Here is a 21,961-nt window from a genome sequence, read left to right as displayed (position 1 = left end):
AAACGGAAACCGGAAAAGAAATCAGGCCAAAGCGCGCATGACGGCGAGCCCGGCGATGACGGCCGCCATCGAAAGCCCGACGCTCGCAGCGATGTAAATACCGCCGGCGACGGCCTCGCCGCGCTCGAACAGCGAGATTGCATCCAGCGAGAAGGCCGAGAAGGTTGTGAAGCCGCCGAGGAAGCCGGTGATCAGCAGGAGGCGCAGCTCCACCGAAGCATTGAACTTCCGCGCAATCAGCTCGGCGAAGACGCCGATGACAAAACAGCCGACGACATTGACGGCGAGCGTGCCCCAGGGAAATGCCGGACCCATGAGTCTCAGCGCCCATTGGCCGACATAATATCTGAGAAGAGAACCGATGGCGCCGCCGACGGCGACGAGAAGAGCCTGGATCATCAGCCAGATTTATCGCAACTCTGCAGCGATTCCAATCGGGAAGGAATGAATTCTTACCATCCGGTAAAATGCCGATGATTTTTTTATAATGGCGCCAAGGTCGTACCGATACGCTGACGACATGACCCAGCTCCTGTCCATATCGGCGAGCACCGCCGCCATTGCCTTCGACTCGCTCCGAATCCCGCAGCGTGTCGCGACGAGCACCGCCGCCCGCGATGCGCGCCGCGTTGCCGACCGGCAGTTGAAGGCCGAAGGCACTCAGGAAATAGACGAGCCCTCCAGCATCATCCAGTCGACCGAAGTGGCCCTCGACCTGATGGCCAAAGGCAACCGCCAGCCGCAGGCCGGCCTGAAGCAGGCGCTGCGATCCTACGAAGACTTCTGAGGCCCATCACCTTCCAAACGAAAGCCTGCGACTGCGGTTACAGTCGCAGGCTTTTCTGTTTAATCAGTCTACTTCATTTGCCTTGGGCGGACAGCACCCGCAGGACCAGATCGACCTTGCCGGCCTTTTCGAAGGTCAGCGTCACCGGCACCGTATCGCCCTGCTTGAACAGCGTCTTCACTTTCTGGAACATCAGGTGCAGGTTGCCGGGCTGGAGCTTGACCGTCTCGCCGGCACCGATGGCGATACCGTCCTTCAGCTGGCGCATCCGCATAACATTGTCCTTCGTCACCATCTCGTGGATCTGAACCTCACCAGCTGCGGGCGAGCTGACGGACACCAGGCGATCGTCCGTCTGGCCGTTATTCTTCACCGTGAAAAAGCCGCCGCCGACCGGCTGGCCGGGCAGCATTGCCTTGGCGAACCCGCCGGAGATTTCGAGATCGCCGGCCTTGACCGTGTCGCCAGCCGGTGCGGCAGCGCCCGCCATAGCGGACATGTCCATGCCGGCCATATCGGCATGATCGTGACCATGATCCTCACCGGCAACGACCTTCAACAGCGGCGCCGGGCTTTTCATCCCATGCGCGTCACCGCCTTCCTTGGCCACCTGATCCCAGGCCTCGACCGTGTCGCCGCACATCTGCGTCACCGGAAAAGCGAGCGAGGTGCCGGCTTCGACGCCCGATACCTTACCCTGGATGACGAAGGTGTCGTAGAAATCGTCGGAGAGATTGCCGTTCTTCCAGCGCACTTCGATCGCACCCGTCTTCACCTTGTCGCCGTGATTGTCATAGGTCTTCTGGTAGTCGCCCTTGATCACCTCGAGTTCCCAGCCGGCCTTCGGCTGCGGTTTGGCGAAGACGAAGCCTTCCGGCAGCTTGACCCGCACTTCCGTGGTCGCCTTGCTGTCGCAGCCATGCGGCACCTGCAGCGTAGCGAGAATGGTGCTCTCCTGCTTCGCCTCTCTGTCGAGGAAGGTCACATGCGCCTCGGCGCCGGCAAAGGCGGTCACGGAAAGAAGGGCGGCAAGCCCGAATGTCTCGCCAAGTGTCTTGATAGTTTTCATCGGATGTCTCCTCGCCGGCCGCGGACTTCTCTCGGGCGGACCGGCATTCTGCATCATGGATTGCGAAGGCAAATCAGGCGAGGACGGGAGGCGCGCGGGAATTCGGCCGGCTGACAGCGCTTGCACCGGCAACGGCTGAAGTTTCGATCGGCGCGTTGATCAGCGAGGCGAACTTGCGCTCGAGCCAGGAGCCCGCATCCGGCGTCGGCAGGATGACGGATGCCGACAGCCGGCAGGCTTCGCAATTCGACTTGAAGGCGAAGGTCTTGCCGTCGGCTTCTTTCACGGTGATGCAGAGCGAGGCGAAAGTGCCGTCGGGCAGCACATAGGCCGCGGCATCGTAACCTTCGGAGGCGACAGCCTGCGGCGCCTGATGGGCGAGGCCGAGCAAAGCCAAGCTCAATGCGCAAAGCATGCGCAGGAAGAGCGTCGCTTTCAGTCCGGTCTGTCGCATGAAATCCCCTTCAACAGCATGTCGCGATAGCCGTTTTCCCCGCGAAATGCAAAAGCAGATTTGCTGCAGATCAGGGCTCAGCCGGCATATGGCGACAAAATTTGTCCGGTCACGACATTTGGCCTTGCCAAGTGCTGCACCCGCCGGATAATTGCGCCAACCTTGTTGGGAGAAGCCGGTGCTTTCGCCACCGGTGCCGAAGGAGCAACCGCCCCGGAAACTCTCAGGCAAAAGGACCAGCAAGGGGCAGACGGAACTCTGGAGAGAAGCGTTCTCGAAACGCTCGCCGAAGGGATAACAATCTCAGGCAAAGGGACAGAGGGGGCTCAGGAGAGAAGTGCGCAGCCGCGCCTTCAGATTTGAGCCCGCGCCTTCGCGAGAAGGCGCAAACCCCGGAGGCGTCTTTTGGACGATACTGCTGCCCTGAAGAAAACCCCGCTGCATGCCCTGCATCTTTCGCTCGGCGCCCGCATGGTGCCGTTCGCCGGTTACGACATGCCGGTGCAATATCCCGCAGGCGTGATGAAGGAGCATCTTCATACCCGCGCCGAAGCCGGCCTCTTCGATGTCTCCCACATGGGCCAGGTCATCGTGAAGGCGAAGTCGGGCAGCTACGAGGATGCGGCGCTGGCGCTCGAAAGCCTGGTGCCGGTCGACATCCTAGGCCTTGCCGAAGGCCGCCAGCGCTACGGCTTTTTCACCGACGACACCGGCTGCATTCTCGACGACCTGATGATCGCCCATCTCGACGACCACCTCTTCGTCGTCGTCAACGCCGCCTGCAAGGAGGCCGATCTCGCCCATCTGCAGGCCCATATCGGCGACCAGTGCGACATCACCCTTCTCAACCGCGCTTTGATCGCGCTGCAGGGGCCGCGCGCAGTCGCCGTTCTCGCCGAACTCTGGGCCGACGTCGCTGCAATGAAATTCATGGATGTGCGCCACTGCCGCCTGCACGACGTTTCCTGTCTTGTTTCCCGCTCCGGCTATAGCGGCGAGGACGGCTTCGAGATCTCGATTCCATCAGACAAGGCCGTGGATGTCACCATGAGGTTGCTCGAACATCCGGACGTACAGGCGATCGGCCTCGGCGCCCGCGATTCGCTGCGCCTCGAAGCCGGTCTCTGCCTCTACGGCAACGATATCGATACGACCACCTCGCCAGTGGAGGCAGCGCTCGAATGGGCCATGCAGAAGGCAAGGCGCGGCAACGGTGCGCGTGCCGGCGGCTTCCCGGGCTCCGGCCGCATCCTATCCGAACTCGAAAACGGCGCCGCGCGCCGTCGTGTCGGCCTGAAGCCGGAAGGCAAGGCGCCAGTGCGCGGCCATGCCAAGCTTTATGCCGATGCCGAGGGCAAGATCGAAATCGGCGGGGTCACCTCGGGCGGCTTCGGCCCCAGCGTCGAAGGTCCCGTCGCCATGGGCTACGTACCGGTCTCCCATGCTGCGGCAGGCACGCTCGTCTATGCAGAGGTGCGCGGCAAATATCTGCCGACCACCGTCAGCGCCCTTCCCTTCGTCACACCGACCTACAAACGCTAAACCTTTTCCAGAGAGGACGAACAATGCTGAAATTTACCGAAGAACACGAATGGCTGAAGATCGAAGGCGGCGTTGCGACGGTCGGCATCACCACCTATGCCGTCGAACAGCTCGGCGACCTGGTTTTCGTCGAGCTGCCGGAAGTCGGCGCGACCTTCTCCAAGAACGGCAATGCCGCGACCGTTGAATCCGTCAAGGCTGCTTCAGACGTCTATTGTCCGCTGGATGGCGAGATCATCGAGGTCAATCCGGCCATCGTTGCAGATCCGTCGCTGGTCAATTCCGATCCTCAGGGCGCCGGCTGGTTCTTCAAGCTGAAGCTGGCAAACGCTGCGGACGCCGATGGCCTGCTCGACGAGGCGGCCTACAAGGAGCTCACTGCGTAATGACGACGCCGACAGAATTCCAGTTCACCGACTATCAGCCCTACGATTTCGCCAATCGCCGCCATATCGGCCCCTCGCCGGCCGAGATGACCGACATGCTGAAGGTGATCGGCTATAACAGCCTCGATGGTCTGATCGACGCGACGCTGCCGCCCTCGATCCGCCAGAAGGCGCCGCTCGTCTGGGGCGCGCCGATGACCGAGCGCGAGGCACTCGACAAGCTGCGCGAGACCGCCAACAAGAACAAGGTGCTGGTCTCGCTGATCGGCCAGGGTTACTACGGCACGATCACGCCGCCGGTCATCCAGCGCAACATCCTCGAAAACCCCGCCTGGTACACAGCCTATACGCCCTACCAGCCGGAGATCAGCCAGGGTCGCCTGGAAGCACTGCTGAACTACCAGACGATGATCTGCGACCTCACCGGCCTCGACGTTGCCAACGCCTCGCTGCTCGACGAGGCGACCGCCGCCGCCGAAGGCATGGCGATCGCCGAGCGCGTCGCCAAATCGAAGGCAAAGTCTTTCTTCGTCGATGCCGACTGCCATCCGCAGACCATCGCCCTGATCCGCACCCGCGCCGAGCCGCTCGGCTGGAGCGTCATCGTCGGCAATCCCTTCACCGATCTCGATCCTGTCGACGTCTTTGGCGCAATCTTCCAGTATCCTGGCACGCACGGTCACGTGCATGATTTTACCGGCCTGATCTCGCGCCTGCATCAGACCGGCGCCATAGCGATCGTCGCCGCCGATATCCTGGCGCTGACGCTGCTGAAATCGCCTGGCGAAATGGGTGCCGATATCGCCGTCGGCTCCTCGCAGCGCTTCGGTGTCCCGGTCGGCTACGGCGGCCCGCATGCGGCCTATATGTCGGTCAAGGATGCCATCAAGCGCTCCATGCCCGGCCGCCTCGTCGGCGTTTCCGTCGATGCCCGCGGCAACCGCGCCTATCGCCTGTCGCTGCAGACCCGCGAACAGCATATCCGCCGCGAAAAGGCAACGTCGAACATCTGCACCGCCCAGGTGCTGCTGGCCGTCATGGCCTCCATGTACGCCGTCTTCCACGGCCCGAAGGGTATCAAGGCGATCGCCCAGCAGGTGCACCAGAAAGCCGTGCTGATGGCCAAGGGCCTGGAAAAGCTTGGCTATAAGGTTGAACCGGACACCTTCTTCGACACGATCACCGTCGATGTCGGCCATATGCAGGGTCTCATCCTGCGTGCAGCCGTCGCCGAAGGCGTCAATCTGCGCAAGGTCGGCGAAACCAAAATCGGCATGAGCCTCGACGAACGCACCCGGCCGGCGACGCTCGAAGCCGTCTGGCGCGCCTTCGGCGGCAATTTCACCATCGCCGATTTCGAGCCTTCCTACCGCCTGCCGAAGGGCCTGCTCCGCACCAGCGATTACCTCACCCATCCGATCTTCCACATGAACCGCGCCGAAAGCGAGATGACGCGTTACATCCGCCGGCTTTCCGACCGGGATCTGGCGCTCGACCGCTCGATGATCCCGCTCGGCTCCTGCACGATGAAACTCAACGCGACGGCGGAAATGCTGCCGATCACCTGGCCGGAATTTTCCGACATCCATCCCTTCGTGCCGGCCGACCAGGCGCTCGGCTACCGCGAGATGATCGACGACCTGATCGAAAAGCTCTGCGCCGTCACCGGCTACGACGCCTTCTCCATGCAGCCGAATTCCGGTGCCCAGGGCGAATATGCCGGCCTGCTGACGATCCGCAACTTTCATATCGCCAATGGCGACGGCCATCGCGACGTCTGCCTGATCCCGACTTCGGCGCACGGCACCAATCCGGCTTCAGCCCAGATGGTCGGCATGAAGGTCGTCGTCGTCAAGGTGCGTGAAAACGGCGATATCGATCTCGACGATTTCCGCGCCAAGGCGGAGCAGCATGCTGCAAATCTCTCCTGCTGCATGATCACCTACCCTTCGACGCACGGCGTCTTCGAGGAGACCGTCAAGGAAATCTGCGATCTCGTGCATGAGCATGGCGGCCAGGTCTATCTCGACGGCGCCAACATGAATGCCATGGTCGGCCTGTCTCGCCCCGGTGACATCGGCTCCGACGTTTCGCACTTGAACCTGCACAAGACCTTCTGCATTCCGCATGGCGGCGGCGGACCCGGCATGGGCCCGATCGGCGTCAAGGCGCATCTGGCACCCTATCTGCCCGGCCATCCCGAAACCGACGGCCGTTCGGGTGCGGTCTCGGCCGCCGCTTTCGGCTCGGCCTCGATCCTGCCGATCTCCTGGAGCTATTGTCTGATGATGGGCGGCGAAGGCCTGACGCAGGCGACCAAGGTGGCGATCCTCAACGCCAACTATATCGCCGCCCGGCTGAAGGGCGCCTATGACGTGCTCTACAAGTCGGAGGCCGGCCGTGTCGCGCATGAATGCATCATCGACACCCGCCCGCTGGTCGACAGCTCCGGTGTCACGGTCGATGACGTCGCCAAGCGCCTGATCGACTGCGGCTTCCATGCCCCGACCATGAGCTGGCCGGTCGCCGGCACGCTAATGATCGAGCCAACGGAAAGCGAGACCAAAGCCGAACTCGACCGTTTCTGCGAGGCGATGCTGGCGATCCGCGAGGAAGCCCGCGCCATCGAGGATGGCCGAATGGATAAGGTGAACAACCCGCTGAAGAACGCCCCACACACGGTGGAAGATCTCGTCGGCGATTGGGACCGCCCCTACAGCAGAGAACAAGCCTGCTTCCCGCCCGGCGCCTTCCGTGTCGACAAATACTGGTCGCCAGTCAACCGCGTCGACAATGTCTATGGCGACCGCAACTTGATCTGCACCTGCCCGCCGGTGGAAAGCTACGCGGAGGCGGCTGAGTAGCGGTCAAGCCTGACGCAGCGAAGGGCTGAGCAATCCAAGCCCCTTCCATCATGGGAGGGGCTTTCCTAATTCTGATAGAAATGTGCGGCTAACCTGTCTGGTTAGCAGCCGATGCAGGCTCAATTCCTCGGCAGGGGCACCAGTTTCCCAGTTCCCCTGCTCTCTTTTCGGCGTCGATGCCGTGCCGGTTTGCGGGCTAGAACAGGATGATTTTAGGCCCGGTGGCCTAAAATCTGAATCCTGTTCTACATTATATAGTTAGAGCATGATGTCGTCCGAAAACCGCTTACACTTTGCGGCATCATGCTCTAGAAGCGCTCGCCGACCATATCCTCGCTTTTGGCCCACAATGCCCTGGCCGTCTCGGGATCGAGCGCGTAGGTGCGCACGCCTTCGGAAATCGGGCTGATCTCCGCATCCGTCACTTCGGAGACGTGGCAATTCTCGCAATATTTGCCGCCGACCACGTCTGCCGGCGCGACGAAACCCGCCCAGACGGAGGTAGCCGCACCCTGAGGAATCGTCTTCCACTGGAAGGGCGGCTTGCCCTCGGCGGCGAGTGCTGCGTTGATCTGCGTCATCATGCCTTCAATCATGCCAGGGTCGAGATGACGGTCGAGCTCGGTCTGGATGCCGCCGGGATGTAGTGCCGTTGCACGGATGCCGTGCTCCTTGAGGCGCCGGTCGAGTTCCACCGCGAACAGGATATTTGCGGTTTTCGACTGGGCATAGGCCGCCCAGGGCTCATAGGTCTTGCTCGCGAAATTGAGGTCATCGAGGCTGAAAGGTGCCATGCGATGGCCCGAGGATGCGACGATCACCACTCGGCCGCCCGATTTGACGAGCGGTGCGATGCGGTTGACCAGCACGAAATGGCCGAGATGGTTGGTGCCGAACTGCGTTTCGAAGCCATCGGCGGTGCGGCCGAAGGGAGCGGCCATCACGCCGGCATTGGCAATGACGACATCGAAGGGGCGGCCATCCGAAATGAGCGCATCGGCGCAGGCGCGCACGCTTGCCAGAGAGGCAAGATCAAGCTCGACGATATCAACGCTGCCGCCATTGGCCGCACCGGCGCGCACGACTTCCGTTGCCGCCCTCGCCTTTGCAAGGTCGCGTGCCGTACCCGTCACCTGCGCACCATGGGCTGCCAGCACGCGCGCGGTTTCCACGCCGAGGCCGGCCGAAACACCCGTCACCAGAACACGCTTGCCCTTGAGATCGACGTCGGCAAGCACCTCATCGGTGGTTGATGTCGCGCCAAAAGGTCCACTCATGATTATCTCCTTGACTATGGACGCACCGCTCCAGGCTGGTGGACCATTGCCCGCCGGCCTCAAATGAAATAAAAGGAGGATGCCTCCAGATAAATATGGAGGGCTCCTCCGTTTATCAAGGGGACTTCTCGGAAATGGCCGAAAAAAGTGACGAGCCCACCGTCCGAAAGCCGCGTGCGGATGCCGAACGCAATCGTCTTCTGCTGATGGAAACGGCAAAGACCGTCTTTGCCGACAAGGGTTCCAGCGCCAGCCTGGAGGAAATCGCCCGCATCGCCGGCGTCGGCATCGGCACGCTCTATCGCCATTTCCCGACGCGCGATGCATTGGTTTCCGCCATCTACCGCAACGAGACGGCGCAGCTTGCCGCTGCCGCCAAAAGCCTTGCCGAGATACATCCGCCTGTCGAAGCGCTTCGCCTGTGGCTGGTGCAGTTCGTGGATTATGTCGTGACCAAACACGGCATGTCCGAAGTGCTGGATTCTTTGGTCGGCGGCACCTCCGAGCTCTATGCCGGTTCTGCCGATTTGATCATAGGTGCCGTCAATCTGCTGGTGGATCGCGCAGTCGCCACCGGTGAAATCCGTCTGGCGATGGACCCGCTCGATATCCTGCGCGCCCTGGCGGGCGGCGCGAGCATCAGCAGTGGCCCCGCCTGGCGGGATGCGGCAAGGCAACTCATCGATATTCTGATTGCGGGTATGAGGGCCAGTCGCTGAGGCTGTTTCGGATGGAGGTGCGCGAGAATGGCGACATCGACATGGAGGATTTCCGCGCACAAGGATCAAATTTAACCTTTCTTAGCAAGTCTCTGTTAGCAATTCAGAAAGGCGGCTTCCATCAACATGGATCTCCGTCGATCCCTTGTTCTGCGTGCAGGTTCCTATGCGTCCATCGGCAGTGCCAGCAATCCTCCTCGCCGCCCTGATCCTGTCGGGATGCGCTGCCAGTTCCGGCGCCGAAGATGTGCTGGGCAACGTGCCGTCGCCGGAAACGACCAATGCCATCGCCCAGCCGAGCGGCCCGATTCCTGCCGCCGCCGTTGGTGATCCTGCGCCGCAGGCAAGCCCGCCGCAGCAGGCGCTGCGCTGGGCGGGAGAGGTTCCGGAGCCGCAGGCGCTCGTGCCCGCCAACAGGCCGGTCGGCATGCCGCTGCCGACAGATAAACCGGTCGCGCTGCTGATGCCGTCCAATCCCGCCGGCAATGCAATGCCCGATGTCGGCACGAGATCGCCGACACGCGGACAAATTTACGGCCACCGCTTCCGCGATGCCAAGCCGATCAACTTCGGTTCCACTTCGCCGAGAAAGCTTGCCGTGCACGGCGTCGACGTGTCGCGCTGGCAGGGCGAAATCGACTGGGAGACGTTGCGGCGGCAAGGTGCCAACTTCGTCTATATCAAGGCGACCGACGGCGGCGATCACCTAGATCCGATGTTCAAGAAGAACTGGCGCCGGGCCAAGGAAGCCGGCCTGAAACACGGCGCCTATCACTTCTTCTACTGGTGCCGGACAGCCGGTGAGCAGGCCGACTGGTTTATCCGCAACGTGCCGAGGGAAGCCAACGCTCTTCCGCCCGTCATCGACGTCGAATGGAACGGCGAATCGAGCTGCAAGAGGCGCATCTCTCCCGCACGTGTCCGGGAAAAGATGCAGGTTTTCATGGACAAGCTGGAGCGCCATTACGGTCAGCGCCCGATCATCTATACCGCGCCGGATTTCTACCGCGACAATTTGAAGGGTCAACTGCTCGACTATCCCTTCTGGCTGCGCTCTGTGGCCGCTCATCCCTCCAAGGTCTATCCCGGCCGCAAGTGGGTCTTCTGGCAGTATTCCGGCTCCGGCCTTTCCGAAGGCGTCGACGGCAAGATCGACCTCAACGTGTTCAACGGCAACGAGAGCGATTGGCATGACTGGGTGGCGTCGCGATAGCGAAGCTGGCCATGGCCCCGCGCCCCGACCCCGTTCCGTGCCAATCCGGAACAAATGGATGCGAAGATGCGCGAACCTACAGGTCTTTGCTAACGCAACGCCTTCAACATTCCCTAAGCCCTTGCGTGTACAAGAATTTCATCCAGTTCCGGGGAAACGGCTGATGAGCATATCGGGCATTATGAGCACTGCTCTTTCGGGGATGCGAGCACAGACGACGCGTGTCGGCGCAATTGCCAACAACATCGCCAACAGCAGCACGCCGGGTTATGCCACGCTGAACACCAGCCTCACCTCCGTTGAGACGGGCGGCGTCCAGGCCGTCGTCAGCCCGACGGCGTCAGATGTCGATCCGGCTGCCGAATTGATCGACCTGATCGAAGCCGAGCAGAGCTACAAGGCAAATGCCGTGGTCTTCGAGACTGGCGCCGACATGTGGGAAGTGCTCATGAGCATCAAGCGCGACTGAACACGCCCAATTTCATCGGAGACTTGCTAGCGGAAATTTCCCACCAGCCTGAGGGCGGCTGTCAGGAATGCGCCGGTTCGCCCTGGCGTTGAGCCGCAAGGGCTGCCAGATCGGCGGGCTTCAGCTCGACCGATTCGCCGCAGCCGCAGGCCGATGTCTGGTTCGGATTGGTGAAGGTGAAGCCGGAGCGGAGCGTCGTCGTTTCGAAGCCCATCTCGGTCCCGAGCAAATAGAGAGCTGCCGACGGCTCGACCCAGACTTTGGCACCGTCGCGCTCGATCAGATCGTCCTTGGCATTGGGCTCGGTCACCAGATCGATGGTATATTCCATCCCGGCGCAGCCGCCCTTCTTGATGCCGACGCGCACGCCCTTGGCATCAGGCCCCGAATTCTCGACGATCGCTTTGACGCGGGCCGCAGCACCGTCCGTCATGCTCATGATTGCAAAGCCCATCGGCTCATTCTCCTTCCGCAACCGGGGTCAAGATCCGGTGCATCGTGATTCAAATGTAGTCGTCCGAGGTAAACGGATCAATACCGCGGGACGTCAATACCAGCCAACGGCGACCTGCGCCTCTTCGGACATGCGATCCGGCGTCCACGGCGGATCGAAGGTCATCGCGACCTCGACGCCCGACACGCCTTCGACGGCGCCGACGGCGTTTTCGACCCAGCCGGGCATCTCGCCGGCCACCGGGCAGCCGGGTGCAGTCAACGTCATCATGATCTTCACCATCCGGTCGTCTTCGATGTCGATCTTGTAAATCAAACCAAGTTCGAAGATGTCGGCGGGAATTTCAGGATCGTAGACGGTCTTCAGCGCGCTGATAACGTCGTCGCTCAGCCGCGCCAGCTCATCGGCCGGAATGCTGGAATGCACGATGCCTTCGCGCACGTCGATCTTCTGTTCGCTTTCGTCCAGGCTCATCACGGACACTCCTCAAGCAAAGAACTTGCGCGCATAATCAAGCGCATCGGCCAGGGCATCGACCTCGGCGCGAGTATTGTACATGCCGAAGGATGCACGGCATGTGGAGGTGACGCCGAAGCGTTTCAAGAGCGGCATGGCGCAATGCGTGCCAGCCCTGACCGCAACACCCTGCCGGTCGATCACCATCGAGACGTCATGGGCGTGGATGCCGGCAAGCTCGAAGGAAAAGATGCTGCCCTTGTCGGGCGCCGTCCCAAAGACGCGCAACGAGTTGACGGATTTCAGCCGCTCGACCGCATAGGCGGCAAGATCGGCCTCATGCTTGGCGATCGCCTCGCGGCCGATCTTCTCCATGTAGTCGAGCGCATAACCGAGCCCGATCGCCTGCACGATCGGCGGCGTGCCGGCCTCGAAGCGATGTGGCGGGACGTTATAAGTGACCATATCCTCGGCGACCTCGAAGATCATCTCGCCGCCGCCCTGGAACGGCCGCATCTCATAAAGCCGCTCCTTCTTGCCGTAGAGCACGCCGATCCCGGATGGGCCGTAGAGCTTATGGCCGGTCATGACGTACCAGTCGCAATCGATATCCTGCACATCGACAGGTAGATGGACCGCGCCCTGGCTGCCGTCGATCAGCACCGGAATGCCGCGCTCATGCGCGATCCGGCAGACCTCCTTGACGGGAACGATCGTGCCGAGCGCATTCGACATATGGGTGATGGCGACGAGCTTGGTGCGCTCCGTCAGGCTCTTTTCGAAATCCTCGATATGGAAGGCACCTTCATCATCCACGGGCACCCAGACGAGCTTGGCGCCCTGCCGCTCGCGGATGAAGTGCCAGGGCACGATATTGGAATGGTGCTCCATGATCGTGAGCACGATCTCGTCGCCTTCGCCGATCTTCGGCATGCCCCAGCCATAGGCGACGGTGTTGATCGCTTCTGTCGAATTCTTGGTGAAAACGACGTCGTTGACCGAAGGCGCGTTGAGAAAGCGGCGGACCTTCTCGCGCGCTGCCTCATAAGCGTCCGTCACCGCATTCGAGAGATAATGCAGGCCGCGATGCACGTTGGCATATTCGTGGCTATAGGCATGCGAGATGGCGTCGATCACCACCTGCGGCTTCTGCGCCGAGGCGCCGTTGTCGAGATAGACCAGCGGCTTGCCATGCACCTTCTCCGCCAGGATGGGAAAATCCCGGCGGATGGCTTCGACGTCGTATTGCGTGGCCGGCGCTATCTTGTCCATTGGTATATCCGATCAGGCGTGCTTTTCGAGCCACGCCGAAATCACGCCTTCCAGCGCCTCGACCAGGGCCTCGTCTTCCAGTTCCTCGACGATTTCGGCAACGAAGGCGTTGACGAGCATCGCCCGCGCCTTGTTCTCCGGAATGCCGCGCGCCATCATGTAATAGAGATGGTTGGCGTCGATATCGGTCACCGTCGCGCCGTGACCGCACTGGACATCATCGGCGAAGATCTCAAGCTCGGGCTTGACCGAGAATTCGGCGTCGTCGGACATCAGCAGCGTGTTGCAGGCCATCTTGGCATCGGTCTTCTGCGCATCGGGCGCCACTCGGATCATGCCCTGGAAGACGCCCTTGGCACGGTCGAAGACGACGTTGCGGATCACTTCGGTCGAGCCGGTATTCGGTACGTCGTGGCCGAGCACCATCGTCACGTCGGTATGGCTTTCTGCTCCGAGCAGGTTGATGCCGCGCAACGTCAGATCGGCGCCTTCGCCCGTCACCTTGATATGCAGCTCCTGCCGGACCAGCTTGCCGCCGGCATTGATGACGAAAAGCCGCAGCTTGGCGTCAGCGCGAAGATCGATGCGGATCTGCCCGAGATGCGTATCGTCAGCCCCCTGCTGCTGCAGAATGATCCAGGTCAGTTCGGCCCCTTCGCCAACCGTGATGTCGCTGACATGGGACACCAGCGCCGCATCGCCGGTCACCGTGAGGTGACGCTCGATGACCGTCGCCTTGGCACCGGCGCCGAAGGACACGGGAAGGCGCGTATGTGTCTGCCCACCGGCATGGATGAACTGGATTTCAAGGGGGTTTTCAAGCGCGGTATCGGCAGGCACGTCGACGACATAGCCGTCGCGCACGAAGCTGCCATTGATGCGGCCGACCGCGTCGTCGGAACCGAGTGCATCCAGGCCACCCGCGGCAGATCCGTCAAGCAGACGTTCGGAATAGGCCGAAACGCCAAGACCGTCGACCGTAGCCTTCTGGTTGGAATGGCCCTGGATCACCGCCAGCACCGTGGCATCAGCAACGAGCGGCTCCAAAGCCTGCGAGCCGGCATCGCCCGCCTGCTGCGGGACAGTGCGCAGCAGGTTCTTAAGGTCGCTATAGTGCCAGGCCTCGACGCGGCGCGTCGGCAGGCCGGCTTTCTTCAGGTCGTCGAGAAGCCGGTCGCGCAGTGCCGTCACCGCGCCATTGCCCGGCAGCTCGCCGATCTGCTGGTTGAAGGCCTCGATCAGCGCCGTCTCGGCCGCAGTCAGGCGGCTCGTCGTCTGCATATTCATGGACGTCGTCCTTTCCACCCGAAATCAGGCCGCCGTGCCGATGATGTCGGCATAGCCGTTGGCTTCCAGCTCATGCGCCAGCGTCTTGTCGCCCGACTTGATCACCTGGCCCTTGTAGAGCACGTGGACGGTATCCGGCACGATATAGTCGAGCAGGCGCTGGTAGTGGGTGATGACCACGACCGCGCGGTCTGGCGAGCGCAGCGCATTGACGCCGTCGGCGACGATCTTTAGCGCATCGATGTCGAGGCCGGAATCGGTTTCGTCAAGCACGCAGAGCTTCGGTTCGAGCAGCGCCATCTGCAGGATCTCGGCCCGCTTCTTCTCACCGCCGGAGAAGCCGACGTTCAGCGGCCGCTTCAGCATCTCGGTATTGATCTGCAGTTTGCCGGCGGCATCCTTGACGCGGCGCATGAAATCCGGCGTCGTCAGCTCGTCCTCGCCGCGCGCCTTGCGCTGCTCGTTCATTGCCACCTTGAGGAACTGCATGGTGGCGACACCCGGAATTTCAACCGGATACTGGAAGGCGAGGAAGATGCCCTTGGCGGCGCGTTCGGAGGGATCGAACTCGAGAATGCTCTCGCCATTGTAGAGAATGTCGCCCTCGGTGACTTCGTAATCGCTGCGGCCGGACAGCACATAGGAGAGCGTCGACTTGCCGGAGCCGTTCGGCCCCATGATCGCGGCAACTTCGCCGGCTTTCACGGTCAGGTTCAAGCCACGGATGATCTCGGTGCCGTCTTCGGCGATGCGGGCATGGAGGTTCTTGATTACAAGCATTTCGTTTTTCCTGTGTACTCGGGCACAAGCGACCCAGCGTCTGTACAAAAGTGGATGTGAAGATCAGTTTATAAGAGGCGCTTAAGTGCCACAAAGGCAATAAGCACCATGGCGGCTCCCGCAATGCTCATTATCCAGCTCATTCTCTCCGCGTTCGGCCGTTTGCGGCGAAAAACGAAAAGACTGGCAACCGCCACGCCAATCGGTGTGGCCACCTGATCAATAAACTGCGCAGTTTCCATGTCAGCCGACCGAGCCTTCCAGCGAGATGCTGATCAGCTTCTGCGCCTCGACGGCGAATTCCATCGGCAGTTCCTGCAGGACCTCCTTGACGAAGCCGTTGACGATCAGTGCGATCGCCGCTTCGGTCGGGATGCCGCGCTGCAGGCAGTAGAACAGCTGGTCCTCGGAGATCTTCGAGGTCGTCGCTTCATGCTCGAACTGCGCCGTCGAATTCTTCGCCTCGATGTAGGGCACGGTATGGGCGCCGCACTTGTCGCCGATCAGCAGCGAATCGCACTGAGTGAAGTTGCGCGCGTTCGACGCCTTGCGGTGAGCCGAAACCTGGCCACGATAGGTGTTGTTGGAAACACCGGCGGCGATGCCCTTGGAAACGATGCGGCTCGACGTGTTCTTGCCGAGATGGATCATCTTGGTGCCGCTGTCGATCTGCTGATGGCCGTTGGACACGGCGATCGAGTAGAATTCGCCGCGGCTGTCGTCGCCGCGCAGGATGCAGGACGGATATTTCCAGGTGATCGCCGAGCCGGTCTCGACCTGCGTCCACGAAATCTTCGAGCGATCGCCGCGGCAATCGCCGCGCTTGGTGACGAAGTTGTAAATGCCGCCCTTGCCGTTCTTGTCGCCCGGATACCAGTTCTGCACCGTCGAATATTTGATCTCGGCATCGTCGAGCGCAACCAGCTCGACCACGGCGGCATGCAGCTGGTTTTCATCGCGCTGCGGCGCTGTGCAGCCTTCGAGATAGGAGACGTAGGCGCCCTCTTCCGCGATGATCAGCGTACGCTCGAACTGGCCGGTGCCCTTCTCGTTGATGCGGAAATAGGTCGACAGCTCCATCGGGCAACGAACGCCCTTCGGCACGAAGACGAAGGAACCGTCGGTAAAGACCGCCGAATTGAGCGTCGCATAGTAGTTGTCGCTCGTCGGAACGACGGAACCGAGGTACTTCTTCACCAGTTCCGGATACTCGCGGATGGCTTCCGAGATCGACATGAAAATCACGCCGGCCTTTTTCAACTCTGCCTTGAAGGTGGTGACGACCGAGACGCTATCGAAAACGGCGTCGACCGCGATCTTCGGCTTCTCGACGCCGGCAAGGATCTCCTGCTCACGCAGCGGGATGCCGAGCTTTTCATAGACCTTCAACAGCTCCGGATCGACATCGTCGAGCGACTTCGGACCCGGCGTGCTCTTCGGCGCGGCGTAATAATAGATGTCGTTGAAATCGATCTTCGGATAGTTGACGCGCGCCCAGGTCGGCTCTTCCAGCGTCAGCCAGCGCCGATAGGCCTCGAGACGCCATTCCAGCATCCATTCCGGCTCCTGCTTCTTGGCCGAAATGAAGCGGATGATATCCTCGGACAGGCCTTTCGGCGCCTTGTCCATCTCGATGACGGTCTCGAAACCGTATTTATACTGGTCCACATCGATCAGGCGCACCCGGTCGATTGTTTCCTGCACGGCAGCCATCTCATTCTCCAATCTCGCCGGATACAAGGTCCGGCAGCTTGTAGTGTTTGGGCAATTGTCTTGCCCTTTATGTAAGAGGCCAAAAGGGACTTTTCAGCCCGATTGGCAAGCAGAAATTTGCGTTTCCGCAAGTTTTGATACGGGGCAAGCCGCCTCCCCAGCCGACCTGCGCCGGTTGGCGATCTTTGCGAAAGCCGCAATCGCCCTGTCGATATCCTCTTCCGTCGTCGAAAAGCCGAGCGAGATGCGCAGAGCGCCGAGCTTGGCGTCACGGCCCATCGCCGTCAGCACATGGCTTTCGCCGAGCCGGCCCGATGAGCAGGCCGAACCTGCGGAAAGTGCAACGCCTTCGAGATCGAAGGCGATCTGTCCGGTCTCGGCCTTCAGCCCCGGCAAGGTGAAGAAGATCGTATTGGTGACACGCTCGCCACCCTCGCCGTGGATCATCACATCGGCTGCCGCCTGACGCATGCCGGCTTCGAGCCGCTTGCGCAACGCGCCGATCGCCGCATTGCGCGCCTCGAGTTCGTCGGCCGCCGCTTCAGCTGCCGCGCCGAAGCCGATTAGCGCCAGCGAATTCTGCGTCCCTGAGCGGTGACCCCGCTCCTGCCCGCCGCCCTGAATCAGCGGCCTGGGCATCAGCGCTTCGCCCTGCGCAATGAGCGCGCCGGCACCCTTCGGCCCGCCGATCTTGTGCGAGGAAACGATCATGAAGTCCGCGCCGATCCTGACGATATCGAGCGCGATGCGGCCGGCCGCCTGCACGGCGTCGACGACGAAGAGCCCGCCATAGGCGTGGACGATCTTAGCCGCCGCCTCGACCGGCTGGACGATGCCCGTCTCGTTGTTGACGAGCATGATGGCGACCATCGGCAGGCCGGCGGCCTTGTCATGCGCATCGAGCAGGAGGCCGAGTGCATCGAGATCGACGATGCCGGCTTCCGTCACCGGGATCTCCGTCATATTCTCTTTGGCGAAGCGGCCGCCTTCGCGCACCGCTGGATGCTCGATCGCCGAAAAATAAAGATGGCCAAGGCGAAGCGGCGTGCGGCCCATGCGGAAATCCGGCGTCAGCACCAGATTGGCAGCCTCGGTCGCGCCGCTGGTAAAGACCACATTGCCGGCATCGGTGCCGGCAAGTGCTGCCACCTTGCGTCGTGCGCCTTCGATGGCGGCGCGCGCGGCGCGACCCTCGCCATGCACGCTGTTCGGATTGCCAAACACGTCGATGGCGCGCATGATCGCCGCGCGTGCCGCGGGGTGCAGCGGCGCTGTGGCATTCCAGTCGAGATAAAGGCGTGGCGGCGCCATGATCTTCAGTCCTGCGCTTGACGAGCTTGCTTCAGCGGCCGCGGTTCATTTTTCTTGAAATTTCCGCCGGGCTTGCCTTATGACACGTTCCACGATGCGTGGATCGCCATGCAAGTTTCGAATTGTTCTAAACTGCGTTTTAGAAAAGCTGACAACACTAGTCAAGTCATGTTGTCATCCAACGCAGCGCGAACGCGAAATAAAACCCGGAGTACCAATGCCCGAAGTTATTTTCAACGGCCCAGCCGGCCGTCTTGAAGGCCGCTACCAGCCCTCCAAGGAAAAAAGCGCGCCCATCGCCCTGATTCTGCATCCGCATCCGCAGTTCGGCGGCACGATGAACAATCAGATCGTCTATCAGCTCTTCTACATGTTCCAGAAGCGCGGGTTCACGACGCTGCGCTTCAATTTCCGGGGAATCGGCCGCAGCCAGGGCGAATTCGACCACGGCGCCGGCGAGCTCTCGGATGCCGCCTCGGCGCTCGACTGGGTACAGAGCCTGCATCCCGATTCCAAGACCTGTTGGGTCGCCGGTTATTCCTTCGGCTCCTGGATCGGCATGCAGCTCCTGATGCGCCGGCCGGAGATCGAAGGCTTCATGTCGATCGCGCCGCAGCCGAACACCTACGATTTTTCCTTCCTGGCGCCCTGCCCATCTTCCGGCCTGATCATCAACGGCGAGGCCGACAAGGTCGCGCCGGAAAAGGATGTCAACGGCCTGGTCGAGAAGCTGAAGACCCAGAAGGGCATCCTCATCACCCACCGCACCGTTGCCAATGCCAACCACTTCTTCAATGGCCAGGTGGAAACGCTGATGGGCGAATGCGAGGATTATCTCGACCGTCGCCTCAACGGCGAACTGGTGCCGGAACCGGCCGCCAAGCGGATTCGCTGACACCAAAAATCTCAGCCTCATCAATGCCATGACGGTCCGGAACACAACCGGGCCGGCTGTGCCGGAACAGATCACCTATCGTGTTGCAATCCATGTTGCAGTGCGGTAGGGTCCTCGCGATCCTAACAAAAGCGAGGTCCGCAATGACCAAGTCGTTCGGGGAAGTCCTGGATAAGTATAGGGGAATTGGTCCGGGGTTCGATTTCCTTCGAATAGGGCTCGCCTTTTCCATCGTATTGACCCATTCCTTTCTGTTAACCGACAACAATGACTTCATCAGGGGGTCGGTATTCTGGTTCACTGAATACGCTCTTGTTCCGATGTTCTTCGCGTTGAGCGGATTTCTGATCGCCGGCAGCGCCCAGCGCCTGAGCCTCCGGAATTTTCTGATCAACCGAGGCTTGCGCATCGTCCCGGCCCTTGCCGTCGATATCGTCGTTTGTTCGCTGATCATCGGGCCGATCATTACGGTCGTTTACCACTCCGAATATTTTACCGATCAGCGGTTTTTCAAATACTTCCTGAATATCGTCGGCTGGATCCACTACGAGCTGCCGGGCGTCTTCCAGGATAATCCGAGCCAGCGCGTCAACGGCGCTCTGTGGACGGTTCCCTGGGAAATCTTCTGCTACATCATCATGTCGTTCCTGATGATCACCGCCATCGTGAAGACGCGCTACAAGCTGCTGGCGGTGACGATCGCCTACATCGTCATCGGCCTTATCGTGCAGAAAATGCCCTATCTGTTGCCAGGCTCGATCAAGCCTATCGCGCGCTTCCTCTTCATGAGCCGCGGCTCGCAGCTGATCACGGCCTTCATGATGGGCATCGTCGTCTATCAGTTCAAAGCGGTCATTCCGCATTCCCGCTGGCTATTCGCTGCCGCCTGCCTGGTTTGCATCGTCGCCATTCTCACCCTCGACAGCAGTGCGACGGAGTCGGTGCTCAACCGTCCGCTGGTCATCACTTCCCTCGTTTACATCACCGTCTTCATCGGCCTGACTGAGGTGCCCATTCCGGCCTTTTTCAGGAAAGGCGACTATTCCTACGGCGTCTATCTCTATCACGACCCGTTTTTGCAGATCTGGATCAGCTCGTTCCCATCGGTTTTCCTCTATCCGAAATATGGTGCGCTGGCGCTCTATCTCGTCGGCCTGCCATCGGCTCTCGCCGTCGCGGTGCTGTCCTGGCATTTCATCGAGAAGCCGATCCTCGGCCTTCGCAAGAAATTCTCCTTCATCGCCCAGGTCAGGGGCGTCGAGGATGGCCATCAGGCTGGGCGCGAATCCCATGTCCGGCCGGTCGCCGTAAAAAGCTAGGAGTCTTTCGTCAGCCGCATATCGGCGGTGAGTTCGAAAGCCATGTCCAGCACTCCATCGATCAGGATCGGCGCGCGTTCGTGCATGCCGATCTTTCTGAGGACGCGCTGCGAGGCGGTGTTTTCGGGATGCGTGAAGGCGATGAAGCCCGATGCAAACTCCCTTTCGAAGAACCAGTCGGCAAGCGCGCTCGCCGCTTCCGTTGCCAGGCCCTTGCCCCACGCCTCCTCGCGCAGGGAATAGCCGAGTTCGAATTGCTCGTTCCTGAACTTCGAAATCCCCGCGCGACCGACGAAGCTGCCGTCCTCGGCGAGGAGCTTGTATTTGGTCGTGCCGACGCCTGCCTGTTCCTCGAACCAGCCGCGCAGCCGCTCCTGAGCCCTATCGAGGCTCCATGGCGCGTTACCGGGAAGATATCGGGTCGTCGCCATCGTCGAATGCAGTTGCTGCACGAGAGCCGCATCGCCTTCGTCCCACATGACGACGGTCAGCCGTGGCGTCTTCAGCATGACTCTTTGCTCTGTCATGGCGTTGCCAGCACCCCACCGCTGACGGGAGTCGCGACCCCTGTCGTGCCGGGGAATGTCAGCGGCAGCCCGTCCAGCGATCGGACGGCGAGATAGGCCCAGGCCTCGGCTTCCATCGCATCGCCGTCGAAGCCCGCCTCCTCGGCCGTCAACACCCTCGAGCCCAGCCTTTCGGCCATGGCCGAGAACTCCGCCATCACGGTGGCGTTCAGCCGCCCGCCGCCGCACACGATATAGATCGCTGGGGTCTCCGGCAGAAAACCGGCGGATTTGATGATCGAGGCGGCGGCGACATGCGCCAGCGTCCGGGCACCGTCTTCAAGACCCGCCTCCTCCGGCCGAAGCGGCGCAAAATCGCCACGGTCCAGCGAACGGCGAACATTGCCGCGGAAGAACGGGCTTTGCAGATAACGTTCCGCCAGGCTGGTCACGACCTTGCCGCGCCCACCGATCTCGCCGCCGGGGTCATAGGTTTTGCCGGTCTGCATCTCCACCCACTGGTCGATCAGCGTATTGCCCGGACCGCTGTCGAACGCCGATATCCGTCCGTCCGTGCCGATAAAGGTCAGATTGGAGATGCCGCCGATATTGACGAAGCACACCGCCTGTCCCGCCTGCTGGAATTTTCCCGCAAGTGCTGCGTGATAGGCCGGCACCAGCGGCGCGCCCTGCCCGCCATGAACCATATCGTTGGCGCGCATGTCGTAGACCACCGATATGCCGGTTCTCTTGGCCAGTTCCCCGCCGTCGCCGATCTGGATCGTCAATCCCTCATCAGGGCGATGAAGCACTGTCTGACCATGGAAGCCGAGAACATGGACGGTATCGGCCGCGATATCGAAACGCCCCATGAATGCCGTAACGGCAATTGCATGCCGCGCCGTCAGTTCAAGCTCGATATCGCGAAGCTCAGCCGGTCGCTGGCTTCTCTCACTGAGTGGACGCGACAGTTCCAGCGCCCGTTTGAGCCGCCCGCGAAAATCCGCGTCATAGGGCACGCCCATGAACGGCCCGCGCTCGATAAAGCCGCGGCCGTCAGTCCTGATCAACGCGACGTCGATTCCGTCCATCGACGTGCCGCTCATCAGCCCAATCGCGGTCCTGATGACATCCATGAGGCTTGCCTCCCATGCGATTCCCGGATGCACTTTTATAAAAACAGTGCTA

23 protein-coding genes and 1 riboswitch are annotated in these 21,961 nt (G+C 61.3%); of the genes, 9 read left to right on the top strand and 14 right to left on the bottom strand.

Translation table 11 applies throughout. The features are described from left to right. Positions 1-21: 21 nt before the first annotated feature. Positions 22-399: a fluoride efflux transporter CrcB gene (gene crcB / locus HFO71_RS06290; RefSeq protein WP_003539962.1), complete on the bottom strand. Its 378-nt coding sequence runs from the start codon at positions 397-399 to the stop codon at positions 22-24. 121 nt (positions 400-520) lie between these two features. On the opposite strand from crcB, the gene HFO71_RS06285 reads away from it, so the two are divergent. Beyond that, complete coding sequence (locus HFO71_RS06285; RefSeq protein WP_017960595.1) at positions 521-787, top strand: hypothetical protein; 267 nt, start codon at positions 521-523, stop codon at positions 785-787. A 73-nt stretch (positions 788-860) separates the two neighbouring features. Here HFO71_RS06285 and HFO71_RS06280 read toward each other — a convergent pair whose 3' ends face one another. Together HFO71_RS06280 and HFO71_RS06275 are read right to left on the bottom strand one after the other, a co-directional pair. Further along, positions 861-1,856, bottom strand: a complete 996-nt coding sequence (locus HFO71_RS06280) for a DUF1775 domain-containing protein (RefSeq protein ID WP_077978244.1) — start codon at positions 1,854-1,856, stop codon at positions 861-863. A 73-nt stretch (positions 1,857-1,929) separates the two neighbouring features. Further along, on the bottom strand, positions 1,930-2,310 hold the full coding sequence (locus tag HFO71_RS06275; RefSeq protein WP_077978245.1) for a hypothetical protein: 381 nt from the start codon (positions 2,308-2,310) through the stop codon (positions 1,930-1,932). Between the two features lie 156 nt (positions 2,311-2,466). Then, positions 2,467-2,559, top strand: a riboswitch (glycine riboswitch). A 156-nt stretch (positions 2,560-2,715) separates the two neighbouring features. Between HFO71_RS06275 and gcvT the strand changes: the two genes are divergently transcribed. Genes gcvT through gcvP form a run of 3 tightly spaced genes read left to right on the top strand, consistent with a single transcriptional unit; the run spans position 2,716 to position 7,102 of the window. Beyond that, complete coding sequence (gene gcvT / locus HFO71_RS06270) at positions 2,716-3,852, top strand: glycine cleavage system aminomethyltransferase GcvT (RefSeq protein WP_077978246.1); 1,137 nt, start codon at positions 2,716-2,718, stop codon at positions 3,850-3,852. 23 nt (positions 3,853-3,875) lie between these two features. Further along, on the top strand, positions 3,876-4,238 hold the full coding sequence (gene gcvH, locus HFO71_RS06265) for a glycine cleavage system protein GcvH (RefSeq protein WP_077978247.1): 363 nt from the start codon (positions 3,876-3,878) through the stop codon (positions 4,236-4,238). Next, positions 4,238-7,102 (top strand): aminomethyl-transferring glycine dehydrogenase, encoded by a 2,865-nt coding sequence (gene gcvP, locus HFO71_RS06260; protein ID WP_131642168.1) that lies wholly within the window; start codon positions 4,238-4,240, stop codon positions 7,100-7,102. The genes gcvH and gcvP overlap by 1 nt, the downstream gene beginning before the upstream one ends. Positions 7,103-7,410: 308 nt before the next feature. On the opposite strand, the gene HFO71_RS06255 is transcribed toward gcvP, so the two are convergent. Continuing rightward, positions 7,411-8,379, bottom strand: a complete 969-nt coding sequence (locus tag HFO71_RS06255; RefSeq protein WP_077978249.1) for an SDR family NAD(P)-dependent oxidoreductase — start codon at positions 8,377-8,379, stop codon at positions 7,411-7,413. 95 nt (positions 8,380-8,474) lie between these two features. Here HFO71_RS06255 and HFO71_RS06250 point away from each other — a divergent pair, with 95 nt between their 5' ends. The 3 genes from HFO71_RS06250 to HFO71_RS06240 all read left to right on the top strand — a co-directional run bounded on the left by HFO71_RS06250 (position 8,475) and on the right by HFO71_RS06240 (position 10,780). Beyond that, the gene (locus HFO71_RS06250; RefSeq protein WP_077978250.1) at positions 8,475-9,098 is read left to right on the top strand and encodes a TetR/AcrR family transcriptional regulator; all 624 of its coding nucleotides are present in this window, start codon (positions 8,475-8,477) and stop codon (positions 9,096-9,098) included. A gap of 166 nt (positions 9,099-9,264) precedes the next feature. Continuing rightward, positions 9,265-10,311, top strand: a complete 1,047-nt coding sequence (locus tag HFO71_RS06245) for a glycoside hydrolase family 25 protein (protein WP_077978251.1) — start codon at positions 9,265-9,267, stop codon at positions 10,309-10,311. A 163-nt stretch (positions 10,312-10,474) separates the two neighbouring features. Further along, positions 10,475-10,780 (top strand): flagellar basal body rod protein FlgC, encoded by a 306-nt coding sequence (locus HFO71_RS06240; RefSeq protein WP_077978252.1) that lies wholly within the window; start codon positions 10,475-10,477, stop codon positions 10,778-10,780. Positions 10,781-10,841: 61 nt separating this feature from the next. On the opposite strand, the gene sufA is transcribed toward HFO71_RS06240, so the two are convergent. The 8 genes from sufA to HFO71_RS06200 all read right to left on the bottom strand — a co-directional run bounded on the left by sufA (position 10,842) and on the right by HFO71_RS06200 (position 18,053). Beyond that, complete coding sequence (gene sufA, locus HFO71_RS06235; RefSeq protein WP_018072227.1) at positions 10,842-11,234, bottom strand: Fe-S cluster assembly scaffold SufA; 393 nt, start codon at positions 11,232-11,234, stop codon at positions 10,842-10,844. A 93-nt stretch (positions 11,235-11,327) separates the two neighbouring features. Continuing rightward, on the bottom strand, positions 11,328-11,708 hold the full coding sequence (locus tag HFO71_RS06230) for an SUF system Fe-S cluster assembly protein (protein WP_003559708.1): 381 nt from the start codon (positions 11,706-11,708) through the stop codon (positions 11,328-11,330). 12 nt (positions 11,709-11,720) lie between these two features. Continuing rightward, the gene (locus HFO71_RS06225) at positions 11,721-12,962 is read right to left on the bottom strand and encodes a cysteine desulfurase (protein WP_077978253.1); all 1,242 of its coding nucleotides are present in this window, start codon (positions 12,960-12,962) and stop codon (positions 11,721-11,723) included. Between the two features lie 12 nt (positions 12,963-12,974). Beyond that, positions 12,975-14,249 (bottom strand): Fe-S cluster assembly protein SufD, encoded by a 1,275-nt coding sequence (gene sufD / locus HFO71_RS06220; RefSeq protein ID WP_077978254.1) that lies wholly within the window; start codon positions 14,247-14,249, stop codon positions 12,975-12,977. Between the two features lie 24 nt (positions 14,250-14,273). Further along, positions 14,274-15,029, bottom strand: coding sequence for a Fe-S cluster assembly ATPase SufC (sufC, locus tag HFO71_RS06215; protein ID WP_077978255.1), 756 nt, complete (start codon positions 15,027-15,029; stop codon positions 14,274-14,276). Positions 15,030-15,097: 68 nt separating this feature from the next. Further along, the gene (locus HFO71_RS06210) at positions 15,098-15,271 is read right to left on the bottom strand and encodes a hypothetical protein (RefSeq protein ID WP_158081411.1); all 174 of its coding nucleotides are present in this window, start codon (positions 15,269-15,271) and stop codon (positions 15,098-15,100) included. Between the two features lies 1 nt (position 15,272). After that, entirely contained in the window at positions 15,273-16,742 is a 1,470-nt protein-coding gene (gene sufB / locus HFO71_RS06205; RefSeq protein ID WP_020050101.1) for a Fe-S cluster assembly protein SufB, read from the bottom strand. 93 nt (positions 16,743-16,835) lie between these two features. Beyond that, entirely contained in the window at positions 16,836-18,053 is a 1,218-nt protein-coding gene (locus HFO71_RS06200; protein ID WP_077978256.1) for a cysteine desulfurase family protein, read from the bottom strand. A 217-nt stretch (positions 18,054-18,270) separates the two neighbouring features. On the opposite strand from HFO71_RS06200, the gene HFO71_RS06195 reads away from it, so the two are divergent. Further along, positions 18,271-18,948 carry an alpha/beta hydrolase gene (locus HFO71_RS06195; protein ID WP_003559715.1) on the top strand — a complete coding sequence of 226 codons (678 nt, stop codon included), beginning with the start codon at positions 18,271-18,273 and terminating at the stop codon, positions 18,946-18,948. A 143-nt stretch (positions 18,949-19,091) separates the two neighbouring features. Next, entirely contained in the window at positions 19,092-20,267 is a 1,176-nt protein-coding gene (locus HFO71_RS06190; RefSeq protein WP_131642167.1) for an acyltransferase family protein, read from the top strand. Here HFO71_RS06190 and HFO71_RS06185 read toward each other — a convergent pair. Together HFO71_RS06185 and HFO71_RS06180 are read right to left on the bottom strand one after the other, a co-directional pair. Then, entirely contained in the window at positions 20,264-20,794 is a 531-nt protein-coding gene (locus tag HFO71_RS06185) for a GNAT family N-acetyltransferase (RefSeq protein ID WP_077978258.1), read from the bottom strand. The two genes, HFO71_RS06190 and HFO71_RS06185, sit on opposite strands and share 4 nt — an antisense overlap. Further along, entirely contained in the window at positions 20,791-21,909 is a 1,119-nt protein-coding gene (locus HFO71_RS06180; protein WP_077978259.1) for an anhydro-N-acetylmuramic acid kinase, read from the bottom strand. Before HFO71_RS06180 ends, HFO71_RS06185 begins: the two co-directional genes overlap by 4 nt. Between the last annotated feature and the right edge of the window lie 52 nt (positions 21,910-21,961).

Source organism: Rhizobium laguerreae (assembly GCF_019778565.1).
Classification (GTDB): Bacteria; Pseudomonadota; Alphaproteobacteria; order Rhizobiales; family Rhizobiaceae; genus Rhizobium; species Rhizobium laguerreae.
The sequence above is the reverse complement of the archived record's forward strand: the minus strand, read 5'-3'. Positions and strand labels throughout refer to the sequence as shown.